The organism is Pseudomonas sp. LB3P14 (genome assembly GCF_054898045.1).
In genome coordinates this window covers 6,018,195-6,038,822 of the sequence record NZ_CM142714.1, presented here as the reverse complement: position 1 = coordinate 6,038,822, position 20,628 = coordinate 6,018,195, and the positions used below count along the sequence as shown (strand labels likewise).

The window sequence follows — 20,628 nt, the reverse complement described above, 5'->3', positions numbered from 1 at the left end:
CGCGCCGGTAGGCCGGCCAGGAACAAGTCAGGCGCGCCAACGCCAGCGGGCCAGGGCCTTGATGACTTTCATCCAGAGTTTGCGAGTGACCACCACGATGGCGTTTCCAGAAGGGGGTTGAACAGCGTTGGGCAACGTTATCTCAGCGGCCGGATCCAGGCAACCGCGAATTAACTTGCGCAGATCGTCGATCACCAGCGCCGGCGACTCTTCGGCAATCGGCCGGCCGTGGTTATAGCCGTAACTGAGCGCCACGCATTTGACCCCCGCCGCTTTCGCCGCCTGCACATCGCTGCGCGAATCGCCGACGAACAAGGATTGCGACGCCGGGATGTTGGTCATTTTCATCACGAAAAACAGCGCTGCCGGGTCCGGCTTTTTCTGTGGCAGGGTATCTCCGCCGATGATCAAGCGAAAATAACGACCGATTTTCATCTGATCCAGCAACGGCGCGACGAAACGCTCCGGCTTGTTGGTGATCAGCGCCATCTCGACACCCTGCTTGTGCAGCCATTTCAGGGTGTCGCGCACGCCGGGGTAAACCACCGTCAGCGCGTGACCGTCCTCATAAAAGCCGTTGAACAACTCCAGGGCATGCTCGGCTTCGACCTCATCGACACCCTCGGCGTCGATGTGGTTGGCCAAGGCCCGGCGCACCAGCACGTGCACGCCGTTGCCCACCCACTCACGCACCGATGCGATGCCAGCAGGTTGACGCCCGAGCTTGAGCAGCATGTTATCCACCGCCGCTGCGAGGTCGGGGACCGAATCGATCAGCGTGCCATCCAGATCGAACATCACCAGCCGCGGCAGAGACCCCGGGAACAGCTGCTCAAAGCCACTCATGGGCGGGCCAGCGCCAGTTCGGAACGCATCTTTTCAATCACCTCTTGGTAGTTCGGTGCATTGAAGATCGCCGAGCCGGCGACGAAGGTGTCGGCGCCAGCAGCGGCGATTTCACGAATGTTGTTTACGTTCACGCCGCCGTCGATTTCCAGGCGGATGTCACGGCCGGACGCATCGATCAGCGCCCGCGCTTCACGCAGCTTGTCGAGGGTGCCGGGGATGAACTTCTGCCCGCCGAAGCCCGGGTTGACGCTCATCAGCAGGATCATGTCGACCTTGTCCATCACGTACTTGAGCACGTCCAGCGGGGTCGCCGGGTTGAACACCAGGCCCGACTTGCAGCCACCTTCGCGGATCAGTTGCAGGGAACGGTCGACGTGCTGCGTGGCTTCCGGGTGGAAGGTGATGTACGTCGCGCCGGCCTCAATAAAGTCACCAACGATGCGGTCCACCGGGCTGACCATCAGGTGCGCGTCGATCGGCGCAGTCACGCCGTACTTGCGCAGTGCGGCGCAGACCATCGGGCCGATGGTCAGGTTCGGCACGTAATGGTTGTCCATGACATCGAAGTGCACGAAGTCGGCGCCAGCGGCCAGGACGTTGTCCACTTCTTCACCCAGGCGGGCGAAGTCGGCGGAGAGAATCGACGGAGCAATTACGAAGGGCTGCATGACGCACCTTTTTTGAGCAAAATCACGATGGCGCGCATTGTATACCGCATGCTTTGACCCGCGCACCGTGACGCGATAATCAGTACGCCGCTCGGTAAATCTTCTCGATATCGACGGCACTCAATTTGCGCGGATTGTTGCGCATCAGACGCTCAATCCCCGCTGCTTCCACGGCCATCGCCGGGATGGCGTCCTCGGGAACGCCGAAGCTGTGCAGGCCCGCCGGGATTTCAACCGCCGCGCACAACTCGGTCATCGCCTCCACGGCTTTGTCGGCCGCGTCGTTGGCGCTCAGATGAGCGGTCTTCACGCCCATGGCCTCGGCAATATCCTGCATGCGCTCCACGCAGGCCATTTTGTTCCAGGTCATGACATACGGCAGCAGCAAGGCATTGCTGACGCCGTGGGCAATGTTGAACCGTCCGCCCAGCGGATACGCCAATGCATGCACCGCCCCGACCCCGGCATTACCAAACGCCATACCGGCCATCAGGCTGGCGGTGGCCATGTCTTCGCGGGCCTGGAGGTTGGACGGATTGGCGTAGGCCTTGGGCAGCGCCTTGGCGATGAGCTTGATGGCGCCGATGGCCAGCGCGTCGGTAATCGGTGAGGCGTTCAGCGACAGATAGGACTCGATGGCGTGCACCAGTGCATCGACGCCACTGGCGGCAGTGACACTGCGCGGACAGGTCAGGGTCATTTGTGGACTGACCAGCGCCACGTCCGGTAATAGATAGTCGCTGACGATGCCTTTCTTCAGCTGCGCAACCTTGTCGGAGAGAATCGCCACGTTGGTGACTTCCGAGCCGGTGCCGGCGGTGGTCGGAATGGCGATCAGCGGCGGGCCTTTGCGCGGCACCTGATCGATGCCGAACAGATCCTCCAGCGCCCCGTGATAACCGGCGTAGGCCGCGACACTTTTGGCGATGTCGATGGCACTGCCGCCGCCCAGGCCGATCAATCCGTCGTGCCCGCCCTCGCGGTAGACCCGCATGCAGTCTTCGACGATGGCGATTTCCGGGTCTGGCAGCACACGGTCGAAAATTTCGTAGGTTCGGTCGCCCAGCTGCGCCAGCGCCAGCTCGACCGTGCCGGACTTGACCAGTGCGGCATCGGTGACGATCAGCGGGTTGTCGATGTCCAGGCGTGTCAGTTCAGCCGCCAGTTGCTCGATGGCACCTGCGCCGGTGATCAGTTTGTGAGCGATTTTGAAAGAGGAAAGACTCATGTGCGCAGCCTCTTATAGATAGGGGAGCTGGGCACAAGAGTAGCTGGGGATTTGGGATTGTCTGTTATTCAGGTGGTGAATGGGACGCGGAGCGTCCCGGGCTGCATTCCCACGCGGAGCGTGGGAACGATCAGCTCGCCACTAAACCTGGGCAGTACGCAGTTTCTCGCTGCGGCCACGCAACCATTCCAGCGTCAGCAACAGGATCACCGAGAACGCGATCAGCAGCGTTGCAGCAGCGGCAATGGTCGGGCTGAGGTTTTCGCGGATGCCGCTGAACATCTGCCGTGGCAATGTCGCTTGTTCAGGTCCGGCGAGAAACAGCGTCACCACCACTTCATCGAACGAGGTCGCAAAGGCGAACAGCGCACCGGAAATCACACCGGGAGCAATCAGCGGCAACGTCACCCGACGGAACGCCGTCAGTGGCGAAGCACCAAGGCTCGCCGCAGCGCGCACCAGATTCTGGTTGAACCCCTGCAAGGTCGCCGAGACCGTGATGATCACAAACGGCACGCCCAGCACGGCGTGTACGACGATCAGCGAGATATAGCTATTGCCAAATCCCAGTGGGGCAAAGGTCAGGTAACTGGCCACACCAATGATCACCACCGGTACCACCATCGGCGAAATCACCAGCGCCATTACCAGCGCCTTGCCGGGGAAGTCGCCCCGCGTCAGGCCGATTGCCGCCAGCGTACCGAAGATCATCGCCAAAACAGTCGCCGCCGGAGCAACGATGATGCTGTTCTTCAGCGAGCGCATCCACTCGGCCGAAGCGAAGAAGTCCTGGTACCAGTGCAGCGAAAAGCCTTGCAGCGGGTACACCAGAAAACTCCCGGAGTTGAACGACAGCGGGATGATCACCAGCACCGGCAGAATAAGGAACAACAAAATCAAGCCGCAGAGAATCCGCAAGCTGTAGAACCACACCCGCTCAATGGGCGACATATAAGGACTCAGCATTTCGTTCTCCCCTTAGCTCAGGCGCAGGCGACTGGCGCCCACCAGCCAGCTGTAAATCAGATAAAGCACCACGGTCGCCAACAGCAGCAGCCCACCGAGCGCGGTCGCCATGCCCCAGTTGATGCTGGTGTTGGTGTAGAAGGCGACGAAGTAACTGACCATCTGATCGTTCGGGCTGCCCAGCAATGCCGGGGTGATGTAGTAGCCGATGGCGAGGATGAACACCAACAGGCAACCGGCGCCGACACCGGCATAGGTCTGCGGGAAGTACACCCGCCAGAAACTGGCGAACGGGTGGCAGCCGAGGGAAATCGCGGCGCGCATGTAGGTGGGCGAAATGCCTTTCATCACGCTGTAGATCGGCAGAATCATGAACGGCAGCAGGATGTGCACCATGGAGATGTAAACCCCGGTGCGGTTGAACACCAGCTCCAGCGGTTTATCGATGATGCCCATGGCCATCAGACCGCTGTTGATCAGTCCGCCCGATTGCAGCAACACGATCCACGCGGCGACCCGCACTAGGATCGAGGTCCAGAACGGCAGCAGCACCAGAATCATCAGCAGGTTGCTTTGCCGCGATGGCAGGTTCGCCAGCAGGTAGGCCAACGGATACGCCAGCAACAGGCAGATCACGGTGATGATCAACCCCATCCAGAAGGTCCGGGCGAAGATGTCGAGGTAGATCGCCTGATCGGGCGTGGCCGGGGCGATTTCGCCGAGGTCGTCGATACGGTGATCGACCGCCGCCAGCAAGTAATAAGGCGTGATGCTGCTGGTGTTGCGGCGCACGGCTTGCCAGTAGGCCGGGTCGCCCCAGCGCTCGTCGAGACCTTCCAGCGCTTCTTTATAGGAGGCTGGTTCGGTGGCGAACGGTAAGGCACGTGCAGTTTTGGTCAGCAGGCTGCGGTAGCCAGCCAACTCCATGTTCAAGCGCTTGGACAGGTCGCCCAAGGTCTGATTCTTGCGGGCCTCAGCGAGGTCTTCGCTGGCCGCCTTGTAAACCGGTTCAGCGGGCAGGCCTCGGCCATCCCAACTGGCGATAGCCGTTACGGTGCGCGGCATGCCGCCGACCACTTCCGGGTTACCGACGCTTTTGTAGAGCAGCGCCACGATTGGCACCAGAAACACCAGCAACAGAAACAACACCAATGGCGCAATCAAAGCCTGGGCTTTCCAGCGGTTGATCCGCTCGGCGTGCTTGAGCCGCTGCTTCAAGGTGGGGTCGGTGCCCGCGTTCAGGGGAATGGCGGTGGCCATGGCGTACTCCGGAAATCTTTGATCGTTACAGAGGCGGTAAACGCCGCCTCGAACTTTTGGTACTGATCGTTCCCACGCTCTGCGTGGGAACGCATCCAGTGACGCTCTGCGTCACAGGGACGCGGAGCGTCCCGGGCGGCATTCCCACGCAGACGGTTCGACGCCTCGACGTGGGAACGATCATCCGGTGAACTGTCGCCCTGTGTGACGTGGTTACTTCGCAGCCCAGGAATTGAAGCGCTGTTCCAGTTGCTCGCCGTTGTCAGCCCAGAAGCTGACGTCGATCTGCACCTGGTTGGCGATGTTTTCCGGGGTGGTCGGCATGTCTTTCAGGACATCCTTGGCCAGCAACGGTACGGCCTGGATATTGGCCGGGCCGTAGGCGATGTTTTCCGAATAGGTCTTCTGCTGCTGCGGCTGTACCGAGAACGCGATGAATTTCTTCGCCGCTTCAGCACGCGCCTTGTCCAGACCTTTTGGAATGGCCCATGCGTCGAAGTCGTAGATACCGCCGTTCCACACGACTTTCAGGTTGCTTTCTTTCTGCACGGCAGCGATCCGGCCGTTGTAGGCCGAGCTCATGACCACGTCACCGGAAGCGAGGTACTGCGGCGGTTGCGCGCCGGCTTCCCACCACTGGATGCTTGGCTTGAGTTCATCGAGCTTCTTGAACGCGCGATCCTGACCATCCTTGCCGGCCAGCACCTTGTAGACGTCTTTCGGCGCAACGCCGTCGGCCATCAGAGCGAATTCGAGGGTGTACTTGGCGCCTTTACGCAGGCCACGTTTGCCCGGGAATTTCTTGGTGTCCCAGAAATCCACCCAGCTGGTCGGTGCGCTTTTCAGCTTGTCGGCGTTGTAGGCCAACACGGTCGACCACACGAAGAAGCCCACGCCGCATGGCTGGATGGCGCCTTTGACGTAGTCTTCGGACTTGCCGAACAACTTCGGATCAAGCTGCTCGAACATGTCTTCGTCGCAACCACGGGACAGTTCTGGCGATTCAACTTCCACCAGGTCCCAGGACACGCTCTTGGTGTCGACCATGGCTTTGACCTTGGCCATCTCGCCGTTGTACTCGCCCGCCACGATCTTGCCGTTGCCTGCCGCTTCCCACGGTGCATAGAAGGCTTTGACCTGCGCGGCCTTGTTCGCCCCGCCAAAGGACACCACGGTCAGGTCCGGGCCCGCCGCCATTGCGTGTGCCGCGCCGATCATGCCCATGACCAAAGCGGTGAATTTCAGGGATCTCAACATTTATTGTTCTCTCCACGTGCAGGGTTGGTGTTGGTGTAGCAGGGGGCGATCAGTTCGCCTCTAGAAGCGGGTCGAGCGCGCGAACGTGTTCGACCTGCCAGCCAAGCGGTACCACGTCGCCGACAGCCAGCGCGGGATCGAGCTCGGCAATCGGTTGTTTCACAAAGAAATCGGTCTTGCCGCAGACTTCCAGGCGAACCCGGACGTGGTCGCCCAGATAGATGAATTCCGCCACCCTCCCCGAGAAGCGATTGACGCAGGACTCGCTCGAACCATTGAGGCTCACGCGTTCCGGGCGAATCGACAGCGTGACGGGCTCGCCGGTCTTGCCGACGTTGACGGCCAGGGCTTCAACCTTTTCACCGCGACCGAGCTCAACCACGCAGCGGTCGCCGGTGTGGCTGTGCAAGCGGCCGTTGAGACGATTGTTCTCGCCGATGAAGTTGGCGACGAAGGTGTTTTTCGGTTCTTCATAGAGGCTGCGCGGTGGAGCGATCTGCTGGATCTCGCCCTGGTGGAACACTGCCACACGGTCGGACATGGTCAGGGCTTCGCCCTGGTCGTGGGTCACATAGACCACGGTCACGCCGAGGCGCTGGTGCAGATGCTTGATCTCCATCTGCATGTGTTCGCGCAGTTGTTTGTCCAGTGCGCCGAGGGGTTCGTCCATCAGCACCAGTTGCGGTTCGAACACCAATGCACGGGCCAGGGCCACACGCTGTTGCTGACCGCCAGACAGTTGCGCCGGGTAGCGCTGGGCGAACGCATCGAGCTGGACCATGCTCAGGACTTTCTTGACCTTGTCGCTGACGTCGCTCTTGTTCAAGCCACGCACGGTCAGCGGGAAGGCGAGGTTCTCGGCCACCGTCATGTGCGGAAACAAGGCGTAGTTCTGGAACACCATGCCGATGTCGCGCTTGTGCGGCGGCACGTTGTTGATGGAGCGCCCGGCCAGCAGGATTTCGCCAGCGGTCGGGGTTTCGAAACCGGCGAGCATCATCAGGCTGGTGGTCTTGCCGGAGCCGGACGGCCCGAGCAAGGTGAGGAATTCGCCTTTGCGAATCTCCAGGTTGAGGTCTTTGACGATCAGGTTCTCGCCGTCGTAGCTTTTTTGCACTCCACGAAAGCTGACCAGAATATCGCTGGCCCCTGCGTTTGAATCGACCTGGCTCATACCCACACCTTTGTTGTGATGACTGCTGTGGACTAAGCCTAGTGGACACGGCTGACCACGCAAATCGGGGCGCAGGAGAGAATGGCCTCAGCCGGATGGAAGGCTGGGGGTAGGGATTGCCCTACAAGGATGGCGGGGATGGATAGGGGCAGTGTTAAGTGCGAAGCGACGAGCCGCAGGAACGGGCTAAAGCGGTTTTTCAGGCATGTCGCAAATGGACATGCCACTGGTTTCTGTAGGAGCGAGGCTTGCCCGCGAAGCTTTTGGCACCAGTGAGGACGCCTTCGCGGGCAAGTCGGGTCGCCGCACCGCTCGCTCCTACAGGGACTCCATGCAGTGTCAGAGGAGTTTATGTTCCATCGCGTACTTCACCAGTTCCGCCAGGGAGGTGATGTTGAGTTTCTGCATCAGCCGCGCTTTGTGGGTGCTGATGGTTTTGCTGCTCAAGGCCAGTTGCTGGGCGATGTCGTTGACGTTGGCGCCCTGGGCCAGGCGTTCGAACACCGAGAACTCGCGCTCAGACAGCAACGAGTGCAGCGGACGCGAATCGGTCAGGCCGACTTCGAAGACCATGCGGTCGGCCAGGTCCGGGTCGATGTAGCGCCCACCCGCCGCGACCTTGCGGATCGCCGTCAGTAGCAGCGCCGGATCACTGTCCTTGGTCGCGTATCCGGCGGCGCCGACCTTCAACGCGCGGGCGGCCATTTGCGCTTCGTCGTGCATCGACAACACCAGAATCGCCGGCGGATTGTTCAGCGCGCGAATCCGCGGAATCGCCTCCAGGCCGTTAACCCCGGGCATGGAGATGTCCAGCAAGACCACTTCGCAGGGAACATGGCGCAAGGTCTCGAGCAACTGCTCGCCATTGCTCGCCTCCCCCACCACCAGCAAGTCCTTGGCCAGGCCGATCAACTGCTTGATGCCTTCGCGGACGATGGTGTGGTCTTCGGCTACCAGTACACGGATCACTCGCTTCTCCTCAGTTATAGCGTTGAAGCCGAAAAGATCGCAGCCTGCGGCAGCTCCTACAGGAGTACGCGTTCGGCGTAGGAGCTGCCGCAGGCTGCGATCTTTAATCAATCCAGAGGCACTCGCACTTCTAACGTCGTGCCTTCACCCGGTTCACTTTCAAGCGACAACTGCCCGCCCATGATTAGCACTCGCTCGCGCATGCCGACCACCCCGAAGGATGTTGACCTACCAGTGGCAGGGACAAATCCTACGCCATCATCGCTGACGGTCAGACACAACTCGTCGCCTTCCAGCACCAATGTCAGTTCGACAGTATGCGCTTGGGCATGGCGCATGACATTGGTCAGCGCTTCCTGAAGGATCCGGAACAGGCCAATCGCCTTGGCATCACTGAGCACCGGCAGATTCTCCGGCACCTGCACCAGACACGGAATCTGCGTGCGCGCCTCGAATCGGCGGGCCTGCCACTCGATGGCCGAGGCGATCCCGGCGTCGAGAATCGGCGGCCGCAGCGCCGTCGCCACATCCCGTACCAGCTGGAATAGCTGAGCGATCAAGCGCTTCATGCTGTTCAAACGTTCGTTCAGACCGGGGTCGAGCTGGGCGTAGGCCAGTTCGCACATGGAGGTTTCAAGCTTGAGCACGGTCAACATCTGACCCAGTTCGTCGTGGACTTCCCGGGCGATGCGGGCCTTTTCCTCTTCCCGCACGCTCTCCAGGTGAGCGGACAACTCACGCAACTGCTCGCGAGAGCCGGCCAATTCCAGTTCGATGCGTTTGCTTTCGCTGATGTCCCAGACGATCCCGTCCCAGACATAGGCGCCGTCTTTGAGTCGGCGGGTTATCGCCTTGATCTCGGCCCAGCGCTGTTCGCCGGAACGGGTGAGAATCCGCCCCTGCCACGACCAGTCGCTGTCGGTATCCAGCGCATGGTCCTGGGTTTGGTGATAACTGGCCTTGTCGTCTGGATGCACCAGGCTGCGCAGGCCTTTGTCGCGATGGGCCAGGGTGGCCGGTGAGTAACCCACCAGGCTCTCGCTGCCTTCACTGATGTAGGCAAAGTCGATCTGCCCTGTCACCGGGGCCCGTTCCAGACGAAAGACCAGTCCTGGAACGTTGGCGGCGATCCCTTGCAACCGGGCCTCGCTCTCCTGCAACGCGGCCAGGGCGCGACGGCGCTCGGTGACGTCGTTGAGGTAGACCACCAGGTATTCGCCGTCGCGAAACCGCAAAAAACTCAGCGAAACATCCACCGGCAGATTGCTGCCATCCGCCCGCACGCAGTTGGTTTCGAAACTTTGCGGGCCTTCCTCGCTGGCCCGGGCGCGCTTCCACAGGTTCAGCCAGCGATCCATGTGCAAGCCGGGCTCGAAGTCGATCAACGGCCGATCAATGATCCCGCCCGCCGGATAACCCAGCATGGTTTCGGCCGCGCGATTGGCGTATCGCACATGGCTGTCCCAATTGACCCAAAGGATGCCGACGGTGCTCTGGTCGATGGAAAACTGTGTGAGCCGCAAGGCTTCTTCACTGGCGGCACGCAGGGCAATGTCTTCGCGCGCTGCCAGCAAACGATGCTCAAGACTGTGCTGCTGTCGACGCTGCCAGAACACGATGGCCATGCTGCTCAACATCAACACCGCCAACAACAAACAGAGGTTTTGCCAGAAACCCGGGGACTCGGTCAGCCGCGGGTACTTGGGTTGCAGCCATTGATTGTGCAGTTGCTCCAGGTCCTTGGCCGGAATCGCCCGCAACGCGCTTTCGACGATGCCAGCCAGTTCCGGCCAGTCCCGGCGCGTGGCCACCCGCAACAGTTGCGGCAGGCCGATGTCACCCACCACCACCAGCCCGGCGAACTCCGGTTCGGCGGACAGACGTCCCAGCTGCGCTTCGTCGACCACGGCGTAACTGGCCTGCTGACTCAATAACAGTTGCAGTGCCTGGCGTTCGATCGGGACGCCTTGAAGGTTCAGGTGCGGGTAATTGCTGCGCAGGTAATCGGCGGTGGCGCCGGGCATGCGCACGGCGACGCGGGTCTGGCTCTCGAGTTTTTCCAGCTCGACCACGCCGGTGCTTTTCTGGTCGCTGACCACCAGTTGCGGCACCCGCATATACGGGTCGGAAAACTGCCAGAGCCGCAGGCCAGCGGGGGTTTGGGTCAACCCCGGAGCGATGTCGATTTCACCTTCGCGCGCGGCAGTTTCCAGTTGCGCCAGGTCGGGAAAATTACGCCAGCTCAGCTCGACCTTGAGGGACTTGGCCAGCCATTTCATCAGCTCGACGTTAACCCCGGACAGGCGCTGCAAGCGGCGATCGTATTGGGCATAGGGCACTTGCAACACCACCCCGACGCGCAATTCGCCATGCTGCGCCAGCCATTGCTGCTGGTCCGCGGACAATGGCGCGACGTGCACCGGCGGCGCTGGAGCCGCCCAGCCCATCAAGGGAAACCACAAACAGCCGATAACCCACAGGCAGCGAAAACGCATCATCGAAATCTCACACACTGACAAATACTGACCAACCCATTAGGCTGCCGGAATAACTTCTGGCCTGGAATATCCGATGCCCCCTGTTTACCGCCTGGCACTGCCAGCATTGTGCCTGTCGCTGATCCTGCCTTGCGCCTTTTCCGTCGAGGCCGCCGACCCGGCACCTGCCGCGACGCAAATACCCGCCGAAGCAAAACCGGTCGAGCGCCAGCCGCTGCTTGAGCGTAGTCAGGAAGATGCGACTGCACTTGAGCGCCAGATCCCTGCTCAGGAACAGCAGCAACTGCAAGCGGGTAGCGATACGTTTCTGGCCTTGTGGAAACCGGCCAATACCGCCGAGCCCAAAGGCGCGGTGATTATCATCCCTGGCGCTGGCGAAAGCGTTGACTGGCCGCAAGCAATAGGTCCATTGCGACGTAAATTGCCGGACGCCGAGTGGAGCAGCCTGAGTATCACCTTGCCGGACGTGCAAAGCGATGCCATTGCGCCACGTATCGTAGAAGTGGCGCCCACGCCAAAAGCCCCTGACACCGGCAGCAAAGACTCGACCACCGCAGCGCCCGTCGAACAAGCCGCGGGCGGTGAAGCGGAGGTAGCGGACAAGGCGATCGCCGAAACCACTGAGGAACAGGCCAAAGTCGACGCCGAACGAATTTTCTCTCGCATCGACGCCGCCATTGCCTACGCCGAACAGCAAAGCGCTCGCCGCATTGTCGTATTGGGCCATGGCACCGGCGCTTACTGGGCGGCGCGTTATCTGAGCGAGAAGCAGCCCCCACAAGTGGAGAAGTTTGTGATGGTTGCCGCTCAGATGCCGGTGAAAGCCAAACCAGAGCTGGCCGAACTGACACCGACCCTGAAGCTGCCCACCGCAGACATCTTCTATATGGATAAGCCGCTGGATCGCAACCTGGCGCTGGAACGCTTGCAGGCCAGCAAACGGGTGAAAACTTCGGGGTTCAGTCAGGTCTCGCTCAAGGCTTTACCTGGAAACACGAAGGCAGAGCAAGAGCAACTGGTGCGCCGGGTGCGCGGCTGGTTGAATCCGCAGTCAGCGACAGACTGATCAACCGAGTCGCCCCCTTCGCGGGCAAGCCTCGCTCCCACAGAATTTGAGTCGTACGCAATTTTTGCTAGCGACATAAAACCTGTGGGAGCGAGCGGTGCGGCGATCCGACTTGCCCGCGAAGGCGGACTCAAAGGCAACACTAATCTTTCTTGCTAGCGAAAATCCCGCCGCTCACGAATCAGTGTGTAGGCGCTATGCAGTTCGCGAGTCTTGTCAGTGGCTTCGCGAACCTGCAACGCCGTCGCACCGCTGCCGGCAATCTTGTCTGGGTGATGGCGACTCAGCAGGCGTCGATAAGCGCGCTTGATCTGCGCCGGCTCGCTGGTCGCCGACACGCCCAAAAGACACAACGCATCTTGGTAGGTGATAGCGCTGCTGACCTGCGGATGCTTGTGCTGTTCATAATCGGCCGCCAGCGCCTGCACTTGTTGCCGTGTCCAGCCCAGCCATTTGCCCCACTGCGTAATCAGCGCTCGTTCAGCGCTACCGGCGCGGCCATCAGCCCAGATCATCCGCCAACAGGCGCGCAAGACGCCCTCGGCCGCATAGGGTTGAGCACTCAAGCGGCGCAGATAACCGCGCAACCGATCATCTCCCGACTTGCCGCGATTGAACGCGGCAATTGCCCGGCGCTGGGCCGACTCGTTCATTTCCAGCGAACGCATTTCCTTACGGGCCTGCTGGATGTGGCCCTCCACCACCCGTCCATCGCTCTTGGCCAGTCGTCCCAACAACACAAACAGCAGTTCATCATTGCGCAGCACCGAGCGGCCACCGAGCTTTTCTCGCAAATGCGCCCAGCTCTGTAAGTGCAAGTGCCGGTCCAGTACCTGCCCCAACAAGGCGCCCAGCATGGCCCCCGGAATGCTGGCTATGACAAAGCCTGCTCCGGCTCCAATCAGAGTCCCTGGCCACAGCATGTCAGCGTCTCGCTTCTAACAGAGTTTCGACTTCAGCCAGACGCTCGTGAGTGCCGACATCCACCCAATGTCCATTCAAGTGCTCGCCGGTGACTTGTCCATCGGCCATGGCCTTGCGCAGCAGCGGTGCAAGCTTGAACGCCCCGGCGGTACAACCTTCGAAGAGCTGCGGGTGCAGCACCGCGATGCCGCTGTAGGTCAGGGTTGCGATGTCCGGCTGACCGTCGTGTACTTGCCCGTCGATCAGACTGAAATCCCCGGCCGGGTGATGGGCTGGGTTGTCCGCCAGCACCAAATGCGCCAGCCCGGTGATGGGTTGGTGCAATACGCTGAAGTCGTAGTCGGTCCAGATGTCACCGTTGACCACCACAAAGGCCTTGTCTCCCAACAACGGCAACGCGCGGAAAATCCCGCCTCCGGTTTCCAGTGGCTCACCTTCCGGCGAATATTGAATACGTACGCCGTATTGAGAGCCATCACCGAGGTAGTTTTCGATCTGCTGGCCGAGCCAGGCGTGGTTGATCACCACCTCGGTAAACCCCGCCACCGCTAAGGCCTTCAAGTGATACTCGATCAACGGTATACCGCCAGCGCGAACCAGCGGTTTCGGCGTGGTCAGGGTCAGCGGGCGCATACGCTCGCCCTTGCCTGCAGCCAGAATCATCGCCTTCATGCATTCGCTCCAGCGCGCAAACTGGCCAACAATACATCCAGTTCAACCAACTCAGGACGACGGGCGATCACTGCGTCTATATAAGCAAAAAAGCGCGGCACATCGCCCAAGTAACGCGGCTTGCCGTCACGGTGGCAGATGCGGGCGAAGATGCCGATCACTTTCAGGTGACGCTGCACGCCCATCAGGTCGCTGGCACGCAGGAAATCTTCGAAGTCAGGCTGAACCGGAATGCCAAGCGCACCCGCTTGCTGCCAGTAAGCTTCCAGCCAGCCGTACACGCGCTCTTCAGGCCAGCTGAGGAACGCATCCTTGAACAGACAGGTCACGTCGTAGGTCACCGGGCCATAGACCGCGTCCTGGAAATCCAGCACACCGGGATTCGGCTCGCTGAGCATCAGGTTGCGCGGCATGTAGTCGCGGTGCACCAGCACCTTTGGCTGCGCCAGGGCGCTGTCGATCAACAGATCAGTCACGTTCTGCCAGAGCATTTGCTGAGCCGAGTCGAATTCGATACCCAACTCGCGCTTTACGTACCACTCCGGGAACAATTCCAGCTCGCGACGCAGCAATGCCACGTCATAACTTGGCAGCGGTGCAACCATCGGCAACTGCTGAAAAGCCAGCAGTGCTTGCAGGGCATCCTTGAACAAATCGTCGGCATTTTCGCTGTCGATCACGTCCAGGTAAGTCTTGTTGCCCAGGTCATTGAGCAAAAGAAAACCACGTTCGAGGTCTTCGGCATAAATTTTCGGAACATTTATTCCGGATTTCGCCAGCAAAAAAGCGATATCCACGAAGGGTTTGCAGTTTTCCTGGGGGGGTGGCGCGTCCATCACGACGAAGCTTCTGCCCTCGCCTTCCCAGCGGAAATAACGTCGAAAACTCGCATCGCTACTGGCCGCGGTCAACGTGGCCGGGGGTACGGAGCCCCAACCCTGCTCTGCAAAGAGGACAGCCAATTGTTCATCGAGCCAAACTTTCAGGTGTTGCAAACGTACATCTTGGTCAGGCATTGCAAGGGTCTCCGACGGCGCTAGCCGTCAAGCGGGTCATGCTTTATTATCCAGCATCTTTTTCAGACCATCGAGAGGCGTGCGGCCCACACCGCGGGCAGATGGCACGCAGGAAGCCCGGACTAATAAGATGGCATTGAAATCCCCCGCGTTTCGTAAAAAATTTCCGTTGTTGGTGACCGGCAGTCTGCTGGCCCTGCAACCTCTAGCCACTTCGTTCGTGGTCGCCGCGGAACAGTATGACTGCTCAGTCTCTGCTTCGGGTGCCTGGAACTGTGCGCCAAAATCTCCAGCAGCTGCGCTGCCACCGCGTCCCGTCCATGACGGCAGTGCGGCGGTAAGCACGAGCGGCGAGACTCCGGCTGACAGCGGTTACAGTCAAGACACCGGCGCCAAGCCTGTGCTGGTGACCGAATCCAAGGGCCGCGGCCTGAAGTCGCGTAGCGAAGACTACAGCCACCTCGACTGGGTTCCGCGCGAGAAGCTCACTGCAGCGCAATTGGCCGAAACCGGTCCTTACTGCTCTGGTTCCTATATCGAACCGATTCGTCCTGGCATGAATGACAAGACGAATAAAAGTGACGCTCCGACCTTTCTCGGCGCCAAAGCCTCTCGCTATAAGCAGGATGAGCAGATCGCGACCCTGGCCGGTGACGTGGTCATGCGTCAGGGCAGCATGCAGGTCGAAGCCGACGAAGCGAACCTCTACCAGGCCGAGAGCCGTGGTGAACTGAGCGGCAACGTCCGTGTTCGCGACAACGGCGCACTGATCGTGGGCGACCACGCCGACGTGCAGCTCGACACCGGTGAAGCCAAGGTCGACAACGCCGAATACGTCATGCACAAATCCCGTATCCGCGGCAACGCGCTGTACGCCAAGCGTGCCGAGAACGCGATCATCCGCCTCAAGGATGGTACGTACACCACGTGCGAACCGAACAGCAACGCCTGGCAGCTCAAGGGCAACAACATCACCTTGAACCCGGCCACCGGCTTCGGTACCGCGACCAACGTGACACTGCGGGTCAAGGACATTCCGGTTCTGTACACGCCGTACATCTATTTCCCGATCGATGACCGTCGCCAGTCCGGCTTCCTGCCGCCGACCATCGGCACCGGCAGCGATACCGGCTTCTTGCTGGTCACACCGTATTACTTCAACCTGGCACCGAACTACGATGCCACGTTGTACCCGCGCTACATGGCCAAGCACGGGCTGTTGATGGAAGGCGAGTTCCGTTACCTGACCCCGTCCAGCGAAGGTCAGTTCGGCGCCGCGTACCTCAACGACGAAGACACCGATCGCAAGCTGCAGACCGACTACGAAAAAAACCGGTACATGTACAACTGGCAGCACAAGGGTGGTCTCGACTCGCGCGTCTTCACGCAAGTCGACTACACCAAGATCAGCGATCCTTACTACTTCCAGGATCTGCAAACTGATCAGATCGGTGTGAAAAGTTCCGATTACGTGAACCAGCAGGGCTCTGTGAGCTATCGCGGCGACAGCTACACCGCTCGCCTCAACGCCCAGGCCTATCAGCTGGCGACCGTATCGAACATCACACCGTACGACCGCTTGCCGCAGATCACTTTCAACGGTCAGCTGCCTACGCACCCGGGCGGTCTGAATTTCGATTACGAAACAGAACTCGTGCGCTTTGATCGTGACCTGGAAAATGGTCAGTTCTCCGATGAAGACGGCAACCTGTCGCCTCGCCTGGACACCAACGTGACCGGCCTTGCTCGGGCCAACGGCGACCGTATGAACCTCAAGCCAGGTGTCAGCCTGCCGTTGGACTGGACTTATGGTTTCCTGAAGCCATCGCTCAAATACCAGTACACGCAGTACCAACTGGACCTGGACAGTATCGGTAAAAGCCAGATTGCAGCGCAGAGCGCGGAGCAGGACAAACTCAGCGGTACTTTCGGCACCAATCAGAGCCGTGGCGTTCCAATCGCCAGTATCGACAGCGGCCTGTATTTCGATCGCAACACCCAATGGTTCGGCAAGAATTATCGCCAGACCCTCGAACCGCGCCTGTTCTACCTGTACGTGCCTGAAACGGATCAGGAAGACATTCCGGTATTCGACACCAGCGAATACACCTTCAACTACGCGTCGCTGTTCCGTGACAACCGCTTCTCCGGCTCCGACCGCGTCGGCGACGAGAACAAACTGTCTCTGGGCATCACCAACCGCTGGATCGAAGACAATGGCTTCGAACGTCAACGCATCAGCGTCGGCCAAGCCATGTACTTCAAGGATCGTGAAGTTCAGTTGCCGGGTATTGATGCAAAAACCCGCCAGGACGCGCAGGCTAATGTCTCGCCCTATGCGCTGGAATACGAATACCGCTGGAACCGCGATTGGCGCACCACGGCCGATTACAACTGGGACCCGGACAGCCGCAGCCCTCGCTCGGGCAGCGCGATGTTCCACTACCAGCCTGAAGACAACCCGAACAAGGTCATCAACGCCGGCTATCGCTATCGTAATGACCAGGTCCGTTACGACCAGAACACCGGTCAATGGACGGTGGGCGGCGGTGACTACGGCACCCCTGGCCAGCCTGGCTTCGTGAAGGACTACTACAAAATCAAACAGCACGACTTCTCGGTGATCTGGCCGATCGTGCCGCAATGGAACGCCATCAGCCGCTGGCAGTATGACTACAACCGCAACCGTACCCTGGAAGCCTTCGGTGGTTTCGAGTACGACAACTGCTGCTGGAAACTGCGCCTGATCAACCGTTACTGGGTTTCTTATGACGAATTCAGTCAGGAAGCCCCGCAAAACGAAAAAGGCGACCACGGCATCTTCCTACAAATTGTTCTGAAGGGACTCGGCGGCCTCACCGGCGCCAAAGTAGAGAGCTTCCTCGACAAAGGCATCCAAGGTTATCGTGAACGTGAAGACCAAGCTTTCTGATTGTCTGCGCCCGCTGATGCTGGGCGCGCTGTTCCTGGGTACCGCGGCGAACGCCGCGGTGCAGTCCATCGATAAAGTGGTGGCCATTGTCGACAACGACGTGGTCATGCAGAGCCAACTGGACCAACGCGTTCATGAAGTTCAGCAAACCATCGCCAAGCGCGGTGCTGCCGTACCACCGGCCAACGTGCTGGATCAGCAGGTACTTGAACGTCTGATCGTCGAAAACCTGCAACTGCAGATCGGCGAACGTTCCGGTATCCGCATTACCGATGAAGAGCTGAACCAGGCTGTCGGCACCATTGCCCAGCGCAACAACATGTCCGTGGATCAATTCCGCGCCGCCCTGACTCGCGATGGTCTGTCTTATGAAGACGCCCGCGACCAGATTCGCCGCGAAATGGTCATCAGCCGTGTGCGTCAGCGTCGTGTGGCCGAGCGTATCCAGGTTTCCGAACAGGAAGTGAAGAACTTCCTGGCTTCCGACCTTGGCAAAATGCAGTTGTCCGAAGAGTTCCGCCTGGCCAACATCCTGATTCCTACGCCGGAAAGCGCCAACTCCGACGCCATTCAGAATGCCGCCAAACAAGCCGACGCGGTTTACCAGCAGCTCAAGCAAGGCGCTGACTTCGGTCAGTTGGCAATCGCCAAATCCGCCAGCGAAACCGCACTGGAAGGTGGCGACATGGGCTGGCGTAAAGCCGGTCAGCTGCCACCTCCGTTCGATCGCATGCTGAGCACCATGGCTGTCGGCGACATTACCCAGCCAATGCGCACGCCGGGCGGCTTCATCATCCTGAAGATCCTCGACAAGCGTGGCGGTGAGACCCAGACGCGTGACGAAGTGCACGTGCGTCACATCCTGGTCAAACCGAGCCCGATCCGCGACGAGGCTAAAACCAAGGCTTTGGTTGAGTCACTCTATACCCGTATCGAAGCGGGCGAAGATTTCGGCGAGCTGGCGAAAAGCTTCTCGGAAGATCCGGGTTCCGCCCTCAACGGTGGCGACCTGAACTGGATCGACCCGAATGCATTGGTGCCTGAATTCCGCGAAGTGATGGCCAAGACCCCGCAAGGTCAGCTGTCCAAGCCGTTCCAGACTCAATATGGCTGGCACGTTCTGGAAGTCCTTGGCCGTCGCGCCACTGACAGCACCACCCAGGCCCGTGAGCAGCAAGCGATGACCGTACTGCGTAACCGCAAATACGACGAAGAGCTGCAAACCTGGCTGCGTCAGATCCGTGACGAAGCGTACGTAGAGATCAAACTACCTGGTGCAGACCAGGCAGCGCAGTGAAACCCAAGCGTTTCGCGCTGACACCCGGCGAACCGGCCGGCATAGGTCCTGACCTGTGCCTGCTGCTCGCCTCGCAAGCCCAGCCACACCCCCTGATTGCCATTACCAGCCGCGACCTGCTCCTTGAGCGGGCCGCGCAGCTGGGCGTGGTTGTCGATTTGCTGCCGGTAACCCCGGACAGCTGGCCGGATGTACCCGCGCCAGCCAACAGCCTGTATGTCTGGGATACACCGCTCAACGCCAAGGTCACCGCAGGGCAACTGGACAAGGCCAACGCGGCTTTTGTCCTGGAAACCCTGACCCGAGCTGGCCAAGGCTGCCTGGACGGGCATTTTGCCGGCATGATCACGGCCCCTGTGCACAAGGGCGTGATCAATGAATCCGGGATCGCCTTTTCCGGGCACACAGAATTTCTCGCCGACCTGACCCATACCGCACAAGTTGTGATGATGCTCGCCACTCGCGGATTGCGCGTGGCGCTGGTCACCACTCACCTGCCTCTTCGCGAGATTGCCGATGCGATCACACCGGAGCGACTGGAACGGGTCACGCGAATTCTGCACGCCGATCTACAAGAAAAATTCGGCATCGCCCGGCCACGCATCCTCGTGTGTGGGCTTAACCCACATGCCGGCGAAGGCGGACACCTGGGCCATGAAGAAATTGACATTATCGAACCTACATTAGAGCGCCTGCGCGGCGAAGGAATGGACCTTCGTGGCCCCCTGCCCGCCGACACTCTGTTTACCCCCAAATATCTGGAGCACTGCGATGCGGTGCTGGCGATGTACCACGACCAGGGCCTGCCGGTGCTGAAGTACAAAGGCTTCGGCGCGGCAGTCAACGTGACCCTCGGTTTGCCGATCATCCGCACATCGGTCGACCACGGCACCGCCCTGGACCTGGCCGGTAGCGGCAAAATCGATACCGGCAGCCTGCAAGTCGCCCTGGAAACCGCCTACCAGATGGCCGAGACCCGTTTATGACCGAGCACTACCAACACCGGGCGCGCAAGCGCTTCGGCCAGAACTTCCTGCACGATGCCGGCGTTATCGACCGCATCCTGCGCGCCATCCACGCCAAGCCCGAAGACCGTCTGCTGGAAATCGGCCCTGGCCAGGGTGCGCTGACCCAAGGCCTGCTAAACAGCGGTGCCCAGCTGGACGTAGTGGAACTGGACAAGGATCTGATCCCGATCCTCAATCAGCAATTTGCTGGCAAGAGCAATTTCAACCTGCATCAGGGCGATGCACTGAAGTTTGACTTCAACAGCCTGAACGCTGCGCCGAACAGCCTGCGGGTGGTCGGCAACCTGCCGTACAACATCTCTACGCCGCTGATTTTTCACCTGCTGCATAACGCCAGCCTGATCCGCGACATGCACTTCATGCTGCAAAAAGAAGTGGTCGAGCGCCTGGCAGCAGGTCCTGGTGGTGGTGACTGGGGTCGCCTGTCGATCATGGTTCAGTATCACTGCCGGGTTGAACATTTGTTCAACGTTGGCCCGGGCGCGTTCAATCCGCCGCCGAAAGTCGATTCGGCCATCGTGCGCCTGGTGCCCCACGCAGTATTGCCGCACCCGGCCAAGGATCACAAGCTGCTCGAACGCGTCGTGCGCGAAGCCTTTAACCAGCGCCGCAAGACCCTGCGCAATACCCTCAAACTGCTGCTGAGCAACGCTGAAATCGAAGCCGCCGGCGTCGATGGCAGTCTGCGCCCCGAGCAACTTGATCTGGCCGCCTTCGTGCGCCTGGCCGACAAGCTCAGCGAGCAAGTCCTACAAAAACCTGCAGACATCTGACAGGCCAGAAGCGTTATCGGGTAGGACACCAGCCCCCATGTCTGGTTTACT

At 60.2% G+C, this 20,628-nt stretch carries 17 protein-coding genes; 5 read left to right on the top strand and 12 right to left on the bottom strand.

Features of this window, described 5'->3' with window-relative positions; genetic code table 11:
• Positions 1 to 27: 27 nt before the first annotated feature.
• The 9 genes from ACYZT5_RS27565 to ACYZT5_RS27525 all read right to left on the bottom strand — a co-directional run bounded on the left by ACYZT5_RS27565 (position 28) and on the right by ACYZT5_RS27525 (position 10,869).
• Complete coding sequence (locus ACYZT5_RS27565; protein ID WP_462048240.1) at positions 28 to 846, bottom strand: phosphoglycolate phosphatase; 819 nt, start codon at positions 844 to 846, stop codon at positions 28 to 30.
• Positions 843 to 1,517, bottom strand: a complete 675-nt coding sequence (gene rpe / locus ACYZT5_RS27560) for a ribulose-phosphate 3-epimerase (protein ID WP_008035979.1) — start codon at positions 1,515 to 1,517, stop codon at positions 843 to 845. The genes ACYZT5_RS27565 and rpe overlap by 4 nt, the downstream gene beginning before the upstream one ends.
• 79 nt (positions 1,518 to 1,596) lie before the next feature.
• Positions 1,597 to 2,745 (bottom strand): iron-containing alcohol dehydrogenase, encoded by a 1,149-nt coding sequence (locus ACYZT5_RS27555; protein ID WP_462048239.1) that lies wholly within the window; start codon positions 2,743 to 2,745, stop codon positions 1,597 to 1,599.
• A gap of 141 nt (positions 2,746 to 2,886) precedes the next feature.
• Positions 2,887 to 3,711 (bottom strand): ABC transporter permease, encoded by an 825-nt coding sequence (locus tag ACYZT5_RS27550; RefSeq protein WP_462048238.1) that lies wholly within the window; start codon positions 3,709 to 3,711, stop codon positions 2,887 to 2,889.
• 12 nt (positions 3,712 to 3,723) lie between these two features.
• Positions 3,724 to 4,971 carry an ABC transporter permease gene (locus ACYZT5_RS27545; RefSeq protein WP_462048237.1) on the bottom strand — a complete coding sequence of 416 codons (1,248 nt, stop codon included), beginning with the start codon at positions 4,969 to 4,971 and terminating at the stop codon, positions 3,724 to 3,726.
• 213 nt (positions 4,972 to 5,184) lie between these two features.
• Positions 5,185 to 6,228 carry an ABC transporter substrate-binding protein gene (locus ACYZT5_RS27540; RefSeq protein ID WP_140674599.1) on the bottom strand — a complete coding sequence of 348 codons (1,044 nt, stop codon included), beginning with the start codon at positions 6,226 to 6,228 and terminating at the stop codon, positions 5,185 to 5,187.
• 49 nt (positions 6,229 to 6,277) lie between these two features.
• The gene (locus tag ACYZT5_RS27535) at positions 6,278 to 7,402 is read right to left on the bottom strand and encodes an ABC transporter ATP-binding protein (protein ID WP_462048236.1); all 1,125 of its coding nucleotides are present in this window, start codon (positions 7,400 to 7,402) and stop codon (positions 6,278 to 6,280) included.
• Positions 7,403 to 7,741: 339 nt separating this feature from the next.
• Positions 7,742 to 8,371 carry a response regulator gene (locus ACYZT5_RS27530; RefSeq protein WP_003210977.1) on the bottom strand — a complete coding sequence of 210 codons (630 nt, stop codon included), beginning with the start codon at positions 8,369 to 8,371 and terminating at the stop codon, positions 7,742 to 7,744.
• A gap of 107 nt (positions 8,372 to 8,478) precedes the next feature.
• Entirely contained in the window at positions 8,479 to 10,869 is a 2,391-nt protein-coding gene (locus ACYZT5_RS27525; RefSeq protein WP_462048235.1) for a PAS domain-containing sensor histidine kinase, read from the bottom strand.
• A 73-nt stretch (positions 10,870 to 10,942) separates the two neighbouring features.
• Between ACYZT5_RS27525 and ACYZT5_RS27520 the strand changes: the two genes are divergently transcribed.
• On the top strand, positions 10,943 to 11,935 hold the full coding sequence (locus ACYZT5_RS27520; protein WP_462048234.1) for an alpha/beta hydrolase family protein: 993 nt from the start codon (positions 10,943 to 10,945) through the stop codon (positions 11,933 to 11,935).
• Positions 11,936 to 12,090: 155 nt separating this feature from the next.
• Here ACYZT5_RS27520 and ACYZT5_RS27515 read toward each other — a convergent pair whose 3' ends face one another.
• The 3 genes from ACYZT5_RS27515 to ACYZT5_RS27505 are packed head-to-tail and all read right to left on the bottom strand — an operon-like array spanning position 12,091 to position 14,547.
• Positions 12,091 to 12,858, bottom strand: coding sequence for a TerB family tellurite resistance protein (locus ACYZT5_RS27515; RefSeq protein WP_462048233.1), 768 nt, complete (start codon positions 12,856 to 12,858; stop codon positions 12,091 to 12,093).
• 1 nt (position 12,859) lies between these two features.
• A complete protein-coding gene (murU, locus tag ACYZT5_RS27510) occupies positions 12,860 to 13,531 on the bottom strand; it encodes an N-acetylmuramate alpha-1-phosphate uridylyltransferase MurU (protein WP_462048232.1) in 672 nt (223 codons plus the stop codon).
• Complete coding sequence (locus ACYZT5_RS27505; protein WP_462048231.1) at positions 13,528 to 14,547, bottom strand: aminoglycoside phosphotransferase family protein; 1,020 nt, start codon at positions 14,545 to 14,547, stop codon at positions 13,528 to 13,530. Before ACYZT5_RS27505 ends, murU begins: the two co-directional genes overlap by 4 nt.
• Before the next feature lie 130 nt (positions 14,548 to 14,677).
• Between ACYZT5_RS27505 and ACYZT5_RS27500 the strand changes: the two genes are divergently transcribed.
• The 4 genes from ACYZT5_RS27500 to rsmA are packed head-to-tail and all read left to right on the top strand — an operon-like array spanning position 14,678 to position 20,577.
• A complete protein-coding gene (locus ACYZT5_RS27500) occupies positions 14,678 to 17,479 on the top strand; it encodes an LPS-assembly protein LptD (RefSeq protein WP_462048230.1) in 2,802 nt (933 codons plus the stop codon).
• Positions 17,460 to 18,776, top strand: coding sequence for a peptidylprolyl isomerase SurA (gene surA, locus ACYZT5_RS27495; RefSeq protein WP_462048229.1), 1,317 nt, complete (start codon positions 17,460 to 17,462; stop codon positions 18,774 to 18,776). Before ACYZT5_RS27500 ends, surA begins: the two co-directional genes overlap by 20 nt.
• Positions 18,773 to 19,762, top strand: coding sequence for a 4-hydroxythreonine-4-phosphate dehydrogenase PdxA (gene pdxA / locus ACYZT5_RS27490; protein ID WP_462048228.1), 990 nt, complete (start codon positions 18,773 to 18,775; stop codon positions 19,760 to 19,762). The genes surA and pdxA overlap by 4 nt, the downstream gene beginning before the upstream one ends.
• Positions 19,759 to 20,577 carry a 16S rRNA (adenine(1518)-N(6)/adenine(1519)-N(6))-dimethyltransferase RsmA gene (rsmA, locus tag ACYZT5_RS27485; protein ID WP_462048227.1) on the top strand — a complete coding sequence of 273 codons (819 nt, stop codon included), beginning with the start codon at positions 19,759 to 19,761 and terminating at the stop codon, positions 20,575 to 20,577. The genes pdxA and rsmA overlap by 4 nt, the downstream gene beginning before the upstream one ends.
• The last annotated feature ends 51 nt before the right edge of the window (positions 20,578 to 20,628 follow it).

Bases quoted from the DNA above. Each gene is read 5' to 3' on its own strand.
- ACYZT5_RS27565 (WP_462048240.1), bottom strand. From the start codon at position 846: ATGAGTGGCTTTGAGCAGCTGTTCCCGGGGTCTCTGCCGCGGCTGGTG.
- rpe (WP_008035979.1), bottom strand. From the start codon at position 1,517: ATGCAGCCCTTCGTAATTGCTCCGTCGATTCTCTCCGCCGACTTCGCC.
- ACYZT5_RS27555 (WP_462048239.1), bottom strand. From the start codon at position 2,745: ATGAGTCTTTCCTCTTTCAAAATCGCTCACAAACTGATCACCGGCGCA.
- ACYZT5_RS27550 (WP_462048238.1), bottom strand. From the start codon at position 3,711: ATGCTGAGTCCTTATATGTCGCCCATTGAGCGGGTGTGGTTCTACAGC.
- ACYZT5_RS27545 (WP_462048237.1), bottom strand. From the start codon at position 4,971: ATGGCCACCGCCATTCCCCTGAACGCGGGCACCGACCCCACCTTGAAG.
- ACYZT5_RS27540 (WP_140674599.1), bottom strand. From the start codon at position 6,228: ATGTTGAGATCCCTGAAATTCACCGCTTTGGTCATGGGCATGATCGGC.
- ACYZT5_RS27535 (WP_462048236.1), bottom strand. From the start codon at position 7,402: ATGAGCCAGGTCGATTCAAACGCAGGGGCCAGCGATATTCTGGTCAGC.
- ACYZT5_RS27525 (WP_462048235.1), bottom strand. From the start codon at position 10,869: ATGATGCGTTTTCGCTGCCTGTGGGTTATCGGCTGTTTGTGGTTTCCC.
- ACYZT5_RS27520 (WP_462048234.1), top strand. From the start codon at position 10,943: ATGCCCCCTGTTTACCGCCTGGCACTGCCAGCATTGTGCCTGTCGCTG.
- ACYZT5_RS27515 (WP_462048233.1), bottom strand. From the start codon at position 12,858: ATGCTGTGGCCAGGGACTCTGATTGGAGCCGGAGCAGGCTTTGTCATA.
- murU (WP_462048232.1), bottom strand. From the start codon at position 13,531: ATGAAGGCGATGATTCTGGCTGCAGGCAAGGGCGAGCGTATGCGCCCG.
- ACYZT5_RS27505 (WP_462048231.1), bottom strand. From the start codon at position 14,547: ATGCCTGACCAAGATGTACGTTTGCAACACCTGAAAGTTTGGCTCGAT.
- ACYZT5_RS27500 (WP_462048230.1), top strand. From the start codon at position 14,678: ATGGCATTGAAATCCCCCGCGTTTCGTAAAAAATTTCCGTTGTTGGTG.
- rsmA (WP_462048227.1), top strand. From the start codon at position 19,759: ATGACCGAGCACTACCAACACCGGGCGCGCAAGCGCTTCGGCCAGAAC.